Source organism: Janthinobacterium sp. NKUCC08_JDC, from assembly GCF_019345575.1.
Lineage (GTDB): Bacteria > Pseudomonadota > Gammaproteobacteria > Burkholderiales > Burkholderiaceae_D > Janthinobacterium > Janthinobacterium aestuarii.
The window spans coordinates 93,097-108,866 of record NZ_JAHKQW010000015.1; the positions used below are offsets into that span (position 1 = coordinate 93,097).

General features: G+C 62.4%; 11 protein-coding genes. 5 read left to right on the forward strand and 6 right to left on the reverse strand.

Translation table 11 applies throughout. From position 1 onward, the window contains the following. The gene (locus tag KO538_RS25195; RefSeq protein ID WP_034749259.1) at positions 1-3,579 is read left to right on the forward strand and encodes a M1 family aminopeptidase; all 3,579 of its coding nucleotides are present in this window, start codon (positions 1-3) and stop codon (positions 3,577-3,579) included. A gap of 52 nt (positions 3,580-3,631) precedes the next feature. Here KO538_RS25195 and KO538_RS25200 read toward each other — a convergent pair whose 3' ends face one another. The 5 genes from KO538_RS25200 to KO538_RS25220 all read right to left on the reverse strand — a co-directional run bounded on the left by KO538_RS25200 (position 3,632) and on the right by KO538_RS25220 (position 8,267). Then, positions 3,632-4,015 carry a hypothetical protein gene (locus KO538_RS25200; RefSeq protein ID WP_219330015.1) on the reverse strand — a complete coding sequence of 128 codons (384 nt, stop codon included), beginning with the start codon at positions 4,013-4,015 and terminating at the stop codon, positions 3,632-3,634. 142 nt (positions 4,016-4,157) lie between these two features. After that, the gene (locus KO538_RS25205; protein ID WP_219330016.1) at positions 4,158-5,621 is read right to left on the reverse strand and encodes a catalase; all 1,464 of its coding nucleotides are present in this window, start codon (positions 5,619-5,621) and stop codon (positions 4,158-4,160) included. A gap of 93 nt (positions 5,622-5,714) precedes the next feature. Beyond that, complete coding sequence (locus tag KO538_RS25210) at positions 5,715-6,371, reverse strand: DsbA family protein (RefSeq protein ID WP_219330017.1); 657 nt, start codon at positions 6,369-6,371, stop codon at positions 5,715-5,717. Positions 6,372-6,391: 20 nt separating this feature from the next. Continuing rightward, a complete protein-coding gene (locus tag KO538_RS25215) occupies positions 6,392-7,261 on the reverse strand; it encodes an MBL fold metallo-hydrolase (protein ID WP_219330018.1) in 870 nt (289 codons plus the stop codon). 88 nt (positions 7,262-7,349) lie between these two features. Next, positions 7,350-8,267, reverse strand: a complete 918-nt coding sequence (locus KO538_RS25220; protein WP_219330019.1) for a LysR family transcriptional regulator — start codon at positions 8,265-8,267, stop codon at positions 7,350-7,352. Between the two features lie 99 nt (positions 8,268-8,366). On the opposite strand from KO538_RS25220, the gene KO538_RS25225 reads away from it, so the two are divergent. The 4 genes from KO538_RS25225 to KO538_RS25240 all read left to right on the forward strand — a co-directional run bounded on the left by KO538_RS25225 (position 8,367) and on the right by KO538_RS25240 (position 12,842). Next, entirely contained in the window at positions 8,367-9,056 is a 690-nt protein-coding gene (locus tag KO538_RS25225) for a hypothetical protein (RefSeq protein ID WP_219330020.1), read from the forward strand. 113 nt (positions 9,057-9,169) lie between these two features. Continuing rightward, the gene (locus tag KO538_RS25230) at positions 9,170-10,621 is read left to right on the forward strand and encodes an alkaline phosphatase (protein WP_080698501.1); all 1,452 of its coding nucleotides are present in this window, start codon (positions 9,170-9,172) and stop codon (positions 10,619-10,621) included. Positions 10,622-10,650: 29 nt separating this feature from the next. Continuing rightward, positions 10,651-12,048, forward strand: a complete 1,398-nt coding sequence (locus KO538_RS25235; RefSeq protein ID WP_070301620.1) for an alkaline phosphatase — start codon at positions 10,651-10,653, stop codon at positions 12,046-12,048. 74 nt (positions 12,049-12,122) lie between these two features. Then, positions 12,123-12,842 (forward strand): hypothetical protein, encoded by a 720-nt coding sequence (locus tag KO538_RS25240; protein ID WP_219330021.1) that lies wholly within the window; start codon positions 12,123-12,125, stop codon positions 12,840-12,842. 78 nt (positions 12,843-12,920) lie between these two features. Here the strand turns inward: KO538_RS25240 and KO538_RS25245 are convergent, their stop codons facing one another. After that, positions 12,921-15,587, reverse strand: coding sequence for a DNA topoisomerase III (locus KO538_RS25245; protein ID WP_034749282.1), 2,667 nt, complete (start codon positions 15,585-15,587; stop codon positions 12,921-12,923). Positions 15,588-15,770: the final 183 nt, after the last annotated feature.

The following is a 15,770-nucleotide window of genomic DNA, read 5'->3' on the forward strand; positions in this document are numbered from 1 at the left end:
ATGTTTGCCATCGCCCGCTTTGAAGCGCGACAGCGGCTCAAGCTGCTGTCCACCTGGGTGTATTTCGCCATGTTCCTGGCGCTGGCCATGCTGTGGATGGCGGCGGCCGGCGGCGTCTTCAAGGAAGCGAGCATCAGTTTCGGCGGCAAGTTCCTGATCAACGCGCCGCGCTCGCTGGCGTTCACGTGCAGCCTGCTCGGCTGCTTCGGCGCCGTGGTGGTGGCCGCCATGATGGGCCGCTCGGTGCAGCAGGATTTCGAATACGGCATGCAGCATTTCTTCTTCAGCGCGCCGATCAAGAAATACCAGTACGTATTCGGCCGCTTCCTCGGCGCCTATCTGGTGCTGGCCGTGGTGTTTTCCAGCATCGTCATCGGTGCCTGGCTGGGCGCCTGGCTGCCCGGCATCGACCCGGAACGGCTGGGGCCGCAACGGGCGCTCGCCTACCTGATGCCGTATGTATTTACCCTGCTGCCGAACCTGTTCATCTTCGGCGCCATCTTCTTCGTCATCGCGGCACTCACGCGGCGCATGCTGCCGGTGTACATCAGCTCGGTGGTGATGCTGATCGGCTACCTGGTGGCGCCGTCGCTGGCGCGCGACCTCGACTACAAGACCCTGGCCGCCCTGATCGACCCCTTCGGCACGACGGCGCTGATACGCCTGACGGAATACTGGCCGAACGCGGAGCGCAACACGCGCCTGGTGACCCTGGAAGGCGTGTACCTGCTGAACCGCGCCATCTGGTCCGGCTTCGCCCTCGTGGCCTTGCTGCTCGGCTACTGGCGCTTCCAGTTCCATGCGACAACGGACGCGGGCGCCGCCAGGCGCCGCAGCGAGGGCGAGGCGCCGCAGCGCCTGTCGAACGCCTCGCTGTCCACGCAGGAAACGCCCGACTTCGCGCAGCGTAACCTGGCCGCCCTGCTTCTCAAGATGAGCTGGCTGAACCTGCGCGAAACCATCAAGAATATCTATTTTGTCGTCATCGTGCTGGCCGGCGTGCTGACCATGTACGCGGGCGCGCTGGACATGGGTTCCATGTACGGCACGAATACCTATCCCGTGACGGAAAAGGTGCTGGACATGGTCAGCGCCTCGTTCGCCCTGTTCATGCTGATCATTACCACCTTCTACGCGGGCGAGCTTGTGTGGCGTGAACGGGAAGCGGGCACGTATCTGATGCTCGATGCCCTGCCCGTGCCGAACTGGCTGCCCCTGCTGTCGAAGCTGTTGGCGCTGGTCGGCCTGCAAGCCTTGCTGAGCCTGGTCATCATGCTGTGCGGCATGTCGATCCAGGTCTTCAAGGGCTATTACCGCCTCGACCCCGGCCTGTACCTGGAATCGCTGTTCCTGTCGCACCTGCCCTACTATGCGCTGGTGGCCGTGCTGGCCATCTTCGTGCAGGTGCTGATCAATCAGAAATACCTCGCGTATTTCGCCATGATTCTGTACCACATCGCCAGCATCAGTTTTTCTTCGCTGGGCCTGGGCGACCCGCTGCTGCTGTACGGCGGCACGCCGGAAGTCGTGTATTCGGCCATGAACGGCGCCGGCCACTTTGTGTTGCGCGAGCGCTGGTACCTGCTGTACTGGAGCGGCGCGGCCGTCATGCTGACGGTGCTGTCGCTGCTGTTCTGGCCCCGCGGCGCGCAGGACAGCTGGCGCATCCGCCTGCGCCTGGCGCGCCATGGCCTCACGCATGGCGTGCTGGCCAGCTTTGCCGGCGGCGCCCTGATCTTCGTCTTCGCCGGCGGCGTGCTGTTCTATGTTTTCCACGTGGCCAACGATTACCAGTCCGAGTTTTCCCGCGATGCGGACCGCGCCAGCATCGAGCGCCAGTACCGCAAGTTTGCCGCCACGCCGCAGCCGAGAATCACCGACGTGAAACTCGACGTGGCCATCTACCCGGCACAGCGCAGCCTCATCGTCACGGGCCGCTATCTGTTGCAAAACAAGACCAGCCTGCCGATCAGCCACATTTTTGTGCAGCAAGACCCGACCGCCACCATGCGCCTGCGTTTTGACGCGCGCGTGCATCCCGGCCTCGACGACGGCAAGCTGGGCTTCTACAGCTACCGCCTGGCCGCGCCGCTGGCGCCGGGCGCCACCCTGGGCCTCGATTTCGACATCCGCTATGCGCCGCGCGGCATCTTCGGCCTGGGCCAGGACACCCCCGTGGTCGCCAACGGCACCTTCTTCACGAACGCCGTGCTGCCGCACATCGGCTACCAGCCGCAGCAGGAATTGACGGACCCGCGCGACCGCAAGAAACACGGCTTACCGGCGCGCGAACGGGCCTTGCCGCGCGACGATGCGAAGGGCTTGGCCGACAATTACGTCAGCAACGACGCCGACCGCATCAACTTTGACGCCACCGTCAGCACCGTCGACGGCCAGACGGCCATCGCGCCGGGCATGCTGGACAACGACTGGATCGCCAAGGGCCGCCATTACTTCCACTACACGATGGACCAGCCCATCCTGAATTTCTACGCGTTCCAGTCGGCCCGCTACGCCGTCAAGCATGAGCGCTGGCAAGACGTGGCCATCGACGTGTATTACCACCCGGGACATGAATACAACCTCGATCGTTTCGTGCGCGGCAGCAAGGAAGCGCTCGAGTACTACACGAAGAACTTCGGCCCCTACCAGCACAAGATCCTTCGCATCGTCGAGTTCCCCCGCTACGCCACGTTCGCGCAATCGTTCCCGAACACGATTCCGTACTCGGAAGGCCTCGGGTTCATCGCCAAGGTGGACGACAAGAACCCGAAGGACATCGACTATCCGTTCTACGTCACGGCGCATGAAGTGGCGCACCAGTGGTGGGCGCATCAATTGGTGGGTGGCAACACGCGCGGCGCCACCGTGCTCAGCGAAACCCTGGCCGAATACTCGGCGCTGATGGTGATGAAGAAAACCGCGGGGCCGGCCAAGATGCGCCGCTTCCTGCGCTATGACCTGAATCAATACCTGATGGGACGCAGCGAAGAGCGCAAGAAGGAATTGCCGCTGGCCGAGAATGAAAACCAGGCCTACATCCACTACCACAAGGGCAGCCTGGCCATGTACTTGCTGCAAGATATCATCGGCGAAGACAAGGTCAACGGCGTGCTGCGCGACCTGCTCAGAACCCATGGCCAGAAAGGCCCGCCGTATGCGAGCGTGACGGCGCTGATTGCCGGCTTGCGCCAGGTCACGCCGCCCGAGCAGGCTTATCTGATCGACGACCTGTTCGAGAAAATCGTGCTGTTCGACAACCGCGCCCTGTCAGCCACGGCCACCAAGCGCGGCGATGGCAAGTACGCCGTCACCATCAAGGTGCAGGCGGGCAAATTGACGGCTGGCGAACAGGGAGAGGAACACGACGCGCCGCTGCACGACTGGATCGAGATCGGCGTCGACGATGCGAATGGCCATCCGCTGCTGCGCGAGCGCCTGCGCATGACGGCCCGTCAGGCGAGCTACACCGTCATCGTCGGCAGCCGGCCCGGCAAGGCGGGCATCGATCCCGACAACAAGCTGATTGACCGCAAGCCGGACGACAATATGGTCACCGTCGAGCTCGAAGAGCCGTGACGAACAATGGCCGCCCGTGCATACAGGCGGCCACTTCGGTATCACAGGGGAGTCAGGCTGAGGCGGAACGCGTCACCAGGCTCAGGCTGATGCCCATTTCCGTCAGGTGCTGCATGTCGGCCAGCGACAGGTCGAGCGGCGCATCGACCGTGTCATCGCCGTTCAGCTCCAGTTGCAGCTCGGCCACGATGCGCGGCATCGTGAACGTCACGCCGCGCGAACGGCATTCGGCCAGGTAGCTGCGTATGCGCGAGGGCAACACTTGCGATTTGGGCGCCTGCGCGATCAGCACTTCAAAGCCGGAATCGAGATGCACGCGATTCGCGCCCTTCGCCTCGCCCTTGCGCCATTGGCGTTCAGGATCGGTGGGCAAGACTTCGAGGATGGATTTGAGCGTGGGGTCGTCCCCATGCACCGACAGCTTCGCGATATTCATATTGCAAGACTTTCTAGTCAGATCAGACCGACAAGTCTACGCATGGACGGCAAGTATGTCCATACGGCAATATTTAGTATCCGTCTCTAATTTGTGCTGCATCAACAACAGGCGGAACAAGCTTGTTCCGCCTGCCACACGCTTACAACGCCACGCCGCGCGCCTGCAAGGCGGCCCGCACGCCGGCGCCGTAGGCGGCATCGGCCCGGTCGAAGTGACCCAGCTGACGCTGCAAGGTTTCCGGCCGCACCAGACTCAAGGGAGCAGCCAGGTTGTCGAACAGGTTTTGCTTCGCCTGCGCGGACATCAGGCGGAACAGATTGCCGGCTTGCGTGTAATCATCTTCCACGCCGCGGCCATCGTAGCGCGCCGCGCCGCCGTCGAGCGCCAGCGCCCCCTCGCCATGGCCCAGCCCTTGCGGCGCGCTGCCTGCCGCCGCCACGTTTGCGTAATTCTGTGCCGCGCCGCCATTGTGGATCGCCATGCCGCCGTCGCGCTGCTGGTTGTGGAAGGGGCAGCGGGCCGCATTCACGGGCAGATGCTGGTGGTTCGTGCCGACCCGGTACAGCTGGGCATCGTGGTAGGCGAACAATCGGCCTTGCAGCATCTTGTCCGGCGAGTAGCCCATGCCGGGCACGGCGTTGGCCGGCGAGAACGCGGCCTGCTCGACTTCCGCATGGTAATTGTCCGGGTTGCGGTTCAGCTCGAAAATACCGACCGGCAGTAGCGGGAAGTCCGCGTGCGGCCACACTTTCGTCAGATCGAACGGGTTCCAGCCCGTGCGCTGTTCCCATGCATCGAGTTGCTCCTGCGTCGCCACCTGCAGCTTGACTTCCCACTGGGGAAAATCGCCGCGTGCGATGGCGCCGAACAGGTCGCGCTGCGCGTAGTCGGGGTCAGCGCCGGCCAGGCGGCCCGCTTCCGCAGCAGGCAGATTCTTGATGCCCTGGCGCGTCTTGAAGTGCCATTTCACGTACACGCGCTGGCCGTCGGCATTGATCAGGCTATACGTGTGACTGCCGAAGCCATCCATGTGGCGGTAGCCGTCCGGCGTGCCCCGGTCCGAAAACAGCATGGTGACCTGGTGCAGGCTTTCCGGCGCGTGGCTCCAGAAGTCGAACATCATTTCGGCCGATTTCAGATTGCTTTGCGGATCGCGCTTTTGCGTGTGGACGAAATCGGGGAACTTGATCGGGTCCTTGATGAAGAACATCGGCGTGTTGTTGCCAACCAAATCCCAGTTACCTTCTTCCGTGTAGAAACGTACGGCGAAACCGCGCGGGTCGCGTTCCGTGTCTGCACTGCCGCGTTCGCCGCCGACGGTGGAAAAGCGCGCGAAGGTGGCCGTCTGCTTGCCCACTTCGGCAAACAATTTGGCCTTGGTGTAAGACGAGATGTCGTGCGTGACGGTAAAGGTGCCGTAGGCGCCCGAACCTTTCGCGTGCACGACGCGCTCGGGAATGCGCTCGCGGTTGAAATGCTGGAGTTTTTCGATCAGGTGGAAGTCTTGCAGCAGCAGCGGGCCGCGAGGGCCGGCACTGATGGAATTCTGGTTGTCGGCGACGGGGATGCCCGAGGCGGTACTGAATGGCGGCTGTTGGCTCATGGCTGCTTTTCCTTCGTTGTTGACTAATGGAAGCAGTGTAACGAGGTCAACAACAAAGGAAAAGATAATTGATTTTATCGAATCGATAGCTATTTACAATGCACACCCTTGTGCATCGCACACGCCGCCCAGTTGCGCCTGCAATTTCTCCGGCTGGCCAAGGAAGCCGCCGATATCGATCACGGACAGCTTGCCGCTGCCATCGTCGAGCACGAAGGTAGGAAAGCCCTGCCCGCCCACCTGCGCCAGCAAGGCGCGGCTGGCATCGATGTGCCGCTGCGCGGCGGCGCCCGCCTGCCGCGCATACTCGGCCTGGAATGCCGCCCCGCCCATGCCCAGCTCTTGCGCCAAGGTCACCAGCACGGCTACGTCGGCGATACGCAAGCCGTCCACGTAATGGGCGCGCTGTACGCGCTGCAGCATGTCCAGGCCCTTACCGGCCAGGACTTCAGCCGCCAGGATGGCCGTGATCGGCGGTTCGGAATCCATCATGGCCGTCGTGTCGTTCAGCAAACCGTTGACGTAGGCGTCGCCGAAAGGCTGGCCAGACATTTGCTCGATGCGCCGGTCATGCGGCAGCACATAGCCGCGCCATTCGGGCGTGATCTGGCGGCGATTGCTGCCCGTCATCATGCCGCCGCCGTGGAACGCCACCGTCAAGCCAGGCACGGCGCGCGCCGCCTCGACCAGCGGCGCGGCGCCGTAACACCAGCCGCACAGCGGGTCGAAAATGTAGTGCAGTGTGGGCATGAGAGCCTCCTTGTTGCCGCTTACCATTTCATTTCGCCTTTAGCCACTTTCGCGCTGGTCTCTAAAGCGCCATCGAGGCCCAGCTTCGGATAACGCATTTTCATCGCTTCGATCAGGGCGGCCGAATTGGCGGCCTTGGCCGTTTCCTCTTCAAACGTCACCAAGTAGTCGCGCGTAAAACCGATGCTGTCCGGCGTCAGGGGCGAACCGACCTTGAAGTGGCCAGGCACGACGGTGACGGGTTTCAGGGCGGCGATGCCGTCCAGGGTCTTGAGCCAGTCCTGTCGCGATTGCGCGCTTTGCGTATCAGCCGTCCACACGTGCAAGTTACCAAACAGCACCACGCCGCCGACGACGGCCTTGATCGATGGAATCCACACATAGGTGCGCGCTGGCGTCGGGCCGGCGATGTCCAGCGACTGGCCTTCCAGGGCGATGCGCTTGCCTTTCAATGCTTCCGGAATGACGATGCTTTTCGGCGCATTGTCTTTCAGGATCGGGCCCCAGTAGGCGACCTTGGCGTCAGCCTTGCGGCGGATCTCGGCGACCGTTTCAGGCGTGGCAACGATTTTCGCCTGCGGGAAAGCGGCCTTGATCACGTCGAGGCCAAAGTAAAAATCGGGATCGCTGTGGCTGATGTACACGGTCGTCAGTTTCTTGCCGCTGGCGCGGATCTTCTCCACCAGCTTTTGCGCTTCGGCGCGCGAAAACTGCGCATCGATCAGCACGGCGTCATGCTTGCCCGCGACCAGCACGGAAGCGACGGGGAAGATGGCCTCTTCGCCCGGGTTGAATACCTCCAGGGTCAGGGGTGCGCTGGCGGCGGCCGAGGCGGCGCCGGCGGCAAACATGGTGGAAACAAGAACGCTGCTGATGGTTTTGGAGAACATGATCTGCCTTCACAAGATAATTGGGATGACTGCATCTTACGTTGCTTGATTCGGTAGAAAAACCCGTTAAAGCGCAATAGTTTGTTGCTCAATTCGGATGAATTGACAACTGCCGCGCCAAGGCGTGCAGCCACTGCCCCGCCAGCGCGCCATCCCACACGAGCAGGATTTGTTCGCTGCAATCGACGCTGCCAGCCAGTTCGACCTGCAGCAAATCGTGCGCGCGCACGGCGAAGTCGGGCAGGTAGGCCAGCGCCCGGCCGGACTGCACATAGCCCATCAGCAACTGCACATCGTCGCTCCAGTAGCGGATGGTGCGCCCGGCCACGCCGCGCCAGCCATCGGCATGGCGGCCACGCTCCTCGCCGCACAGCAAAGAGTGCGTCGGGCTGGCGAAGGCGTGCGGCAAGACGTCCCGCATGCCGCAGCGCACGGAGGCGCAGGCTGCCGGCACGCCGCGCGCCAGCACATGGCCGCGCCCGGCCGCCAGCAGCATGCGCATGCTGCCCAGCGCCGTGCTGTGCCAGGTGGCGGGCCAGTCGGCGCCGCGCTGGGTGATGGCGTCCTGCGTTACCAGTGCCGCATGGCAATCGCCACGCGCCAGGGCCGCCAGCGCCGCATCCTCGAAAGCCGGTTGCAAACGCACGCTGGCCTGCGGATAGGCGTCCAGCGCCGCCGCCAGGGTATCCGCGTGGCGCCACAGCAGCAGGGCGGGGCCGGCGATGCGGCCATCGATGGCGCCCCGCTCGCCCATCACGTCCAGGCGCGCCTGTTCGGCCAGCGCCAGCAAGGTGCGCGCACGCTCGAGCAGCAAACGGCCGCTATCGTTGAGCAGCAATTGCTTGCCGCTCCGGTCAAACAGGGGCGCGCCCATGTCCCCCTCCAGACGGCGCAAGGCTTTCGACACGGCCGATGGCGTCAGGTGCAATTCCAGCGCCGCCGCGCCCAGGGTTGGCTGGCGCGCGGCGCTGCAAAACACGCGCAGGTCGGCAAGGCTCATGTTCATGATGATTTCCAGACAGGACACAAAAAGTGAAAAATGGTTGCTGTACTGTCCATAATACCGCCCCTATCATCGTTGCATTCCAACTCATCGATGAAACCCATGCTGCGCACCCTCTTCCTTTCTCTGTTCCTGCTCGCCTCCAGCCTCGCCCACGCCGCGCCCCTGACCTGGGGCCTGCACGGCATGGTGCTGTTTGGCGGCAAGCAAGGGCTGTATGCCTCGCACCTGCCGATGTTCCATGCGCCGCACGATTACCAGGCGGTGCTGCAAGTGCGGCTGGCCGACCCCGTCCTCGATGCGCGGCTGCGCCAGCAGCTCGATGGCCATACGGCGCTATGGACCCTCGAACCGGAACACTTCGAGCTGGCGCGCTTGCTGCCGGACGCGCCGCTGCCGCTGCGCCAGTTCCAGGCGACAGTGGTGCGCGGACACTTCGAGAAGGATGGAAAAGCCGAACCCGGCTACGGCGCTGCCGCCATCATCGTCGAGCGCGTCCTGCTGATGCGCCAGCTGTCGCCGGCCCCCGCCACGCACGCCAGCGCGCGCTACCTGCAGGTGGGCGACGGCACGCAGCGCTTCCTCGTCAAGCGTATCGACAGCCGCCCCGATTTCGAGCATATCGTCGCCTGGACCAGCCCCCAGGATGCGCCGCACGACGACGTCGTCGTGGCGAAAACCGGCGTGCAGGAAACTCCTGCCGCCAGCTTGCAAGCTGCCTTGCGCGCACAACCGGGAAAAACGGCCCGCTTGCGCGGCACGGTGTACTTTTCCACCGAGGACGTGCGCTAAAACAACACGCCGGGCGGACACGCATCCACGTGTCAAATGTGTCACAGCGTCATGATGGCGTCACATTGGATTGTTATCTTGCTAGCTCTTTCAAACCTAGCCGGATGAACCACATGACACGCAGAAAAATTTCCGTCGCTGGCTGCAGCGTCGCCATCACCCTGATGCTGGCCGCCTGCGGCAGCGATGCAAAAAAAGAAGAGGTAGTGGCTGAAGCCCCGCCGAAAAACGTCATCTTCTTCCTCGGCGACGGCATGGGCCTGACCACCATGACGGCCGCGCGCATCTATTCCGTGGGTGAAGAAGGTGCGCTGACCATGGATACCCTGCCGGAAACGGCCTTCGTCAAGACGTTCTCGAACGACGCGCAAGTGACCGACAGCGCGCCATCGATGGCCGCCTACATGACCGGCGTCAAGATGAACAATGAAGTCATCTCGATGTCGGCCAACACGGTCGCCATCGATCCGGGCACGGATGCGAACGGCAACAAGCTGGTCAACAAATGCGGCACCGGCAACGGCACGCCCGCCACCACCTTGCTGGAACTGGCCAAGGCCAAGGGCTTTGCCGCCGGCGTCGTCAGCACGGCGCGCGTGACGCACGCCACGCCGGCCGCGACTTATTCGCACATCTGCCACCGCGACCTGGAAAACGATATCGCCGCGGCCCTGGTGCCGGGCGGCACCGGTTACAACAGCGCGCTGGGCACGGCTGGCCTGGACGTCGTCCTCGGCGGCGGCGCGCAATTCTTCAAGCCGTTCAAGGATGGAGGCAAGCGTTCCGACGGCCGCGACCTGCTGGCCGAACTGAAAGCGAAGAGCTACACGGTCGCCAACACCGCCACCGACTTCAAGGCCGTCGATGCGGCCAAGACGGAGCGCCTGTTCGGCGTGTTCACGTCCAGCCACATGAGCTATGACCTGGACCGCGATGCGGCCAAGGAACCTAGCCTGGCGGACATGACCACCAAGGCCATGGACGTGCTGGCCAAGAACAAGAAAGGTTACTTCCTGATGGTCGAAGGCGGCCGCATCGACCATGCGCTGCACGAAACGACGGCCAAGAAAGCGCTGCAAGACACCGTCGCGTTCGACAACGCCATCAAGGCCGCCATCGACAAAGCCAAGCTCACCGATCCGACCCTGGCCAATACCCTGATCGTCGTCACGGCCGACCATGACCACACCCTGGTGCTGAACGGCTACGCCAAGCGCACGGGCAAGACGGCTGCCGGCAACCCTGGCGTGCTGGGCGTGGTGAAGAACTACGTGACCGGCGCTGTCGAGAAAGACCTGGATGGCGCACCGTATTCGATCATCGGCTTCGGCAATGGCGAAAACCGCACCCAGTCGAGCCGCGCCGCCATGGCCAGCCTCGATGAAACCGTCACCAGCGCCAACACCTACCACCAGGAGGCGGTCATCCGCACGGCGGCCGGCAATGAAACCCACGGCGGCACCGACGTCTTCCTGGGCGCCATCGGCAAGGGTTCGGAAACCTTCCTGGGCACCATCGACAACACCAAAGTATTCGGCCTGGTCAAGACGGCCGGCGGTCTGTAATCCCCAAGACATCAACATTGGACAAGCACATGAAACTTGCATTTAAACTCTCCTTGCTGACCACGCTCGTGGCCGCCAGCGTTGCCAGCGCCTACGCCGCCGACGCCAAGAACGTCATCTTCTTCCTCGGCGACGGCATGGGCCCGTCCGTCGTGACGGCGTCGCGCATCTACAAATACGGCGAAGACGGCAGCCTGACGATGGACACGCTGGAGCGCACGGCGCGCATCAAGACGTTCTCGAACGATGCGCAAACGACGGACAGCGCGCCATCGATGGCCGCCTACATGACCGGCGTCAAGATGAACAATGAAGTCATCTCGATGGCGCAGGACACGATCGCCAAGGAACCCGGCCGCGACGCCAATGGCAACCTGGGCGTGGACAATTGCCCGGCCGGCGGCAAGAGCGTGCCGACCATCCTGGAACTGGCGAAAGCCAAGGGCAAGGCCGTGGGCGCCATCACCACCACGGAACTGACGCACGCCACGCCGGCGACGACGTTCTCGCACATCTGCAACCGCAATGCGCAATACGCGATCGCCGCGCAAGCGACGCCAGGCGGCGCGGGCTACAACGCGGCCCTGGGCGATGGCGTCGACGTGCTGATGGGTGGTGGCCGCAACCACTTCACCCCTTGGTCGACCAGCAACAAATACGGCCGCGTCGACGGCCGCAACCTGCTGACGGAATTTGCCGCCAAGGGCTACACCGTGGCCGCGACGAAAGCGGAAATGGCGGCGGCGCCAAGCGGCAAGAAATTCATCGGCCTGTACAGCACCCGCAGCCACCTGGAATATGAACTGGACCGTACGGCCACGCCACCGCTGGGCGAAGGCGCGACCCAGCCTAGCCTGTCGGAAATGACCCTCAAGGCCATCGACTTGCTGTCGAAAAACACGAACGGCTATTTCCTGATGGTCGAAGGCGGCCGCATCGATCACGCCTTGCACGGCATCAACGCCAAGCGCGCGCTGACGGACACCATCGCCTTCGACGACGCCATCAAGGCCGCCATCGCCAAGATCAAGGAAACCGATCCGACCCTGGCCAATACCCTGATCGTCGTCACGGCCGACCATGACCACACCCTGGCCTTCAACGGCTATGGCAAGCGCGGCAACAATATCCTCGACATCAATCGCGGCTACAAGGATAACCAGCCGAGCAAGGATGCCGATGGCAATACCTACACCACCCTGGTGTTCGGCAATGGCCCGAACCGCCCTGCCCTGCGCAGCAACGTCGACAGCGCCACGGCCCTGAAAGACAACTACCTGCAAGAAACGGGTGTGCGCCTGGCCAGCGAAACCCACGGCGGCGGCGACGTCAAGCTGCTGGCCACGGGCGCCGGCGCGAAGACCTTCAAGGGCACCCTGGACAACACCAAGGTGTTTGACTTGCTGAAGGCGGCGTTCGGTTTCTGATCCACATCAACACGGTAACCCCACCGGGGCGGATGGCGTAGGCCCTCCGCCCCTCTGCACGTAAAGGCAACACCATGAAATCGTCCCTGATCGCCATCCTCCTCGCCGCCGGCTTTGCCGCCAGCGCGCAAGCCGCTCCTCCTTCCGCTCCTGCCGACCTGGACCTGGGCATCACCTATTACAGCCGCGTCCTGACGCCCGAAGGCGTGACGCGCGAGAGCCGCTACGAAGAAAAGATGCTGCGCCGCCCCGGCCACGTGTGGGTCGAGCGCGTGCTGGCGCCGTCGACGGACGCGCATGCGGGCCACAACCACGGCGAGAACAAGAAAGTGGCACTGAAGGCCACGCAGCATGAGCACAAGCACTTCAATCCCGTGCTGATCCCCCGCCACGTGATGCTGGAAAAGAACACCGTGCGCGTGGAATACATCGATGCGCATGACAAGATCGTCGTTTCCATCCCGAAAGCCGAGTACGAAAACGTCAATTTCGACGGCTCCTGGGAAAACAGTTTTTATCTGCTGGACCCGAAACTGGTGGCCGCCATGCCGCTGTCGAAACAGGCATCGAACGTGACGGGCGCGCGCTGGCGCGAAGTGGAAAAGAATGGCGTGTTCCAGCGTATCCTGTGGGATGAGCAAAAGCAGATTCCGCTGATCATCGAAAGCGGCGACCGCGCAAATACCTTCTACCGCCGGGTCGACGTCAAGCTGCAGCCAACCGTCAGCAAGGCGCAGCCATGGGCGAATTTGCAGAACTATGCGCAGCGCGAGTATTCCGACTACCTCGACTAAGCGTCAGACTAAGGCCAAGAAAATCGGGACGTAAAAAAAGCCAGGGAATTCCCTGGCTTTTGTTTGGCTGGCACCCGATTACTCGGCCGCTGCCGCTTTCTTCGCCGGCGCCTTCTTGGCGGCCGGCTTTTTCACGGCCGCAGCTTTCTTCGCTGGCGCCTTTTTCACGGCTGCCGCTTTCTTGACGGCCGTTTTCTTCGCTGGCGCCGCGCCTTCTTCGCCTTCGACCTCGGCGGCTGCCGCCTTCGTCTTGGCGCCCGGCTTGGCCTTGCGCTCTTCAAACTCGAAGCTCACCTTGCCATCCTTGCCGCGCACGAGGAAGGCCTTGAACGGGCGGCGGGTACGCTGGGATACGAACCCAGGCAACAGGTCCGTCTTGCCATCGTTGAGCAGTTTTGCCATTTGTTCCGGCAAGATTTCCTGCTGCAAGATGATGCGGCCGCTACGGAAGTCGCACGTCTTCGGCTTGGCCACGCTGTGTTCGCACACATAGGCCAGGCCCATTTCGTACACGCCGGCGTTGCACTTGGGGCACGGTCCCACGGGCGTCTGGCCCGTGAAATCGACGCCTTCGCCATCTTCGCTCTCGTCGTTCTGGCCGAAATCGAATTCCAGCTTGAAATTCTTGATCTCTTCATCGCGCACGATGCGCAGGATGGCGGCGAACGGACGGCCCATCTTCGAACGGAAGCCTTGCAGCGGGCCGATGGTGCGGTCCTTCAGCAATTGCTCCACTTCGGCGATTTCAAACTGGCGCGAACCCGGCGTCTTGCTCATCGAAAATTCGCACTTGGTACAGGCGAAACGGCGGTAGTTTTCCTTCACCACGCCGCCGCAATTCGGGCATGGCGTTTCCAGGGTAGCGTAGTCGCCGGGGATCGTGTCGTTGTCGTATTCCTTGGCGCGCTTGACGATGATTTGCGTCATCTGCGCGATTTCGCGCATGAATTCTTCACGCGAAATCTTGCCTTTTTCCATCTGCGACAGCTTGTATTCCCACTCGCCCGTCAGCTCCGGCGCCGTCAATTCATTGACGCCCAGGCCTTTGAGCAAAGTCATCAGCTGCGACGCCTTGGCCGTTGGAATCAGTTCGCGGCCTTCGCGGATCAGATAGCGTTCCGTCAGCAAGCCCTCGATGGTGGCCGCGCGCGTCGCTGGCGTGCCGAGGCCCTTGCCGGCCATTGCATCGCGCAGCTCGTCGTCGTCGATCAGCTTGCCGGCGCCTTCCATGGCCGACAGCAACGTCGCCTCCGTGAAGCGCGCGGGCGGTTTCGTCACCAGGCCGTTGGCGCTGACGCTTTCCGTCTGCACTTTCTCGCCCTTGGCGACGGGCACCAGGTTGCCGTTGCCATTGCTTTCCTTGTCGGCGTCCGTCGATGCTTCCTTGCCGTAGATGGCCAGCCAGCCCGGATTGGTCATGACCTTGCCTTCAGTCTTGAACTGATGGCCGGACACTTCCGTGTAGCGCGTGGTGACCTGGAATTCCGCAGGCGGGAAGAACACGGCCATGAAGCGGCGCGTGACGAGGTCGTACAATTTTTGTTCCGGCTCGGACAGATTCTTTGGCGCGATCGTCGTCGGGATGATCGCGAAGTGATCCGAGATCTTCGTGTTGTCGAAGATGCGCTTGTTCGGCTTGACCCAGCCCTTGTCGATGATCTGCTTGGCGAACTGGTGATAGTTGCTGTTTTCCTTGACCGTTTCCAGCGCCTGCAGCACGGTCGGCATGTAGTCTTCCGGCAGGTGGCGCGAATCGGTACGCGGATACGTGAGCACCTTGTGCTTTTCGTACAGCGCCTGGGCCAGGCCCAGGGTATTTTTAGCGGAGAAACCGAAACGCGAGTTCGCTTCGCGCTGCAAACTGGTCAGGTCGAACAGGCCAGGCGCCATCGAGGTGGTCGGTTTCGATTCTTCCGTGACGATGCCTTGGCGGCCGCGGCAGGCGGTGGCGATCGAATCGGCAGCCGTCTTGCTCCACAGGCGCTCGGCGCGCTTCTCGGGGTCGTTCTCGTCCTTCTTGAACTTCGTGTCGAGCCAGCGGCCTTCATAGATACCGGCCGCGCAGACGAATTCGGCGCGCACTTCCCAGAAGTCGCGCGGCACGAATTTTTTGATCTTGTCTTCGCGTTCGACGACGATGGACAGGGTTGGCGTTTGCACGCGGCCCACGGTCGTCAGGTAGAAGCCGCCTTCTTTCGAATTGAACGCCGTCATGGCGCGCGTGCCATTGATACCGATCAACCAATCGGCTTCCGAACGGCAGCGGGCAGCATCGGCCAGCGGCAGCATTTCTTCGTCGCTGCGCAGGTGCGAGAAACCATCGCGGATGGCGCCCGGCGTCATCGACTGCAGCCACAGGCGCTTGACCGGTTGCTTGGCTTTCGCGTTTTGCGCGATCAGGCGGAAAATCAGCTCGCCTTCGCGCCCCGCATCGCATGCGTTGATGAGGGTGGTGACGTCTTTGCGTTTGATCAGCTTGTTTAATACTTTGAGGCGCGCTTCCGTCTTGGCGATCGGGTTCAGCGCGAAATACGGTGGAATCATCGGCAAGTGCGCGAAACTCCATTTGCCGCGCTTCACGTCGAATTCTTCCGGTACGGCGATCTCCAGCAAGTGGCCGACCGCCGACGACAGGACGTATTCATCCGATTCAAAGTACTCATCGTGCTTGGTAAAGCCGCCAAGCGTCTTCGCGATATCGTTCGCGACAGAAGGCTTCTCGGCGATGATGAGGGTTTTTGTCATATTTTTTAGTCTCGAAAAATGCTCTAGGATAGTTTCAGCATGCGCATCATACAGTGCATTGCCAGGCGCCGACGCTTTTGTCTGCGCAAGGCACAGTGACTTGTGGTCTTGTCAAGCGGCCAATGATAAGCGCCTATTGAAGAATTCGGCAAGTTATCTGCAAGCAAGAATGCGCAGGCGCAA

What these genes read in the sequence shown, in the direction of transcription:
- KO538_RS25195 (WP_034749259.1), top strand. Translation starts at nt 1, where the DNA reads ATGTTTGCCATCGCCCGCTTTGAAGCGCGACAGCGGCTCAAGCTGCTG.
- KO538_RS25235 (WP_070301620.1), top strand. Translation starts at nt 10,651, where the DNA reads ATGAAACTTGCATTTAAACTCTCCTTGCTGACCACGCTCGTGGCCGCC.
- KO538_RS25200 (WP_219330015.1), bottom strand. Translation starts at nt 4,015, where the DNA reads ATGAATATCGCGAAGCTGTCGGTGCATGGGGACGACCCCACGCTCAAA.
- KO538_RS25230 (WP_080698501.1), top strand. Translation starts at nt 9,170, where the DNA reads ATGACACGCAGAAAAATTTCCGTCGCTGGCTGCAGCGTCGCCATCACC.
- KO538_RS25245 (WP_034749282.1), bottom strand. Translation starts at nt 15,587, where the DNA reads ATGACAAAAACCCTCATCATCGCCGAGAAGCCTTCTGTCGCGAACGAT.
- KO538_RS25240 (WP_219330021.1), top strand. Translation starts at nt 12,123, where the DNA reads ATGAAATCGTCCCTGATCGCCATCCTCCTCGCCGCCGGCTTTGCCGCC.
- KO538_RS25225 (WP_219330020.1), top strand. Translation starts at nt 8,367, where the DNA reads ATGCTGCGCACCCTCTTCCTTTCTCTGTTCCTGCTCGCCTCCAGCCTC.
- KO538_RS25220 (WP_219330019.1), bottom strand. Translation starts at nt 8,267, where the DNA reads ATGAACATGAGCCTTGCCGACCTGCGCGTGTTTTGCAGCGCCGCGCGC.
- KO538_RS25205 (WP_219330016.1), bottom strand. Translation starts at nt 5,621, where the DNA reads ATGAGCCAACAGCCGCCATTCAGTACCGCCTCGGGCATCCCCGTCGCC.
- KO538_RS25215 (WP_219330018.1), bottom strand. Translation starts at nt 7,261, where the DNA reads ATGTTCTCCAAAACCATCAGCAGCGTTCTTGTTTCCACCATGTTTGCC.
- KO538_RS25210 (WP_219330017.1), bottom strand. Translation starts at nt 6,371, where the DNA reads ATGCCCACACTGCACTACATTTTCGACCCGCTGTGCGGCTGGTGTTAC.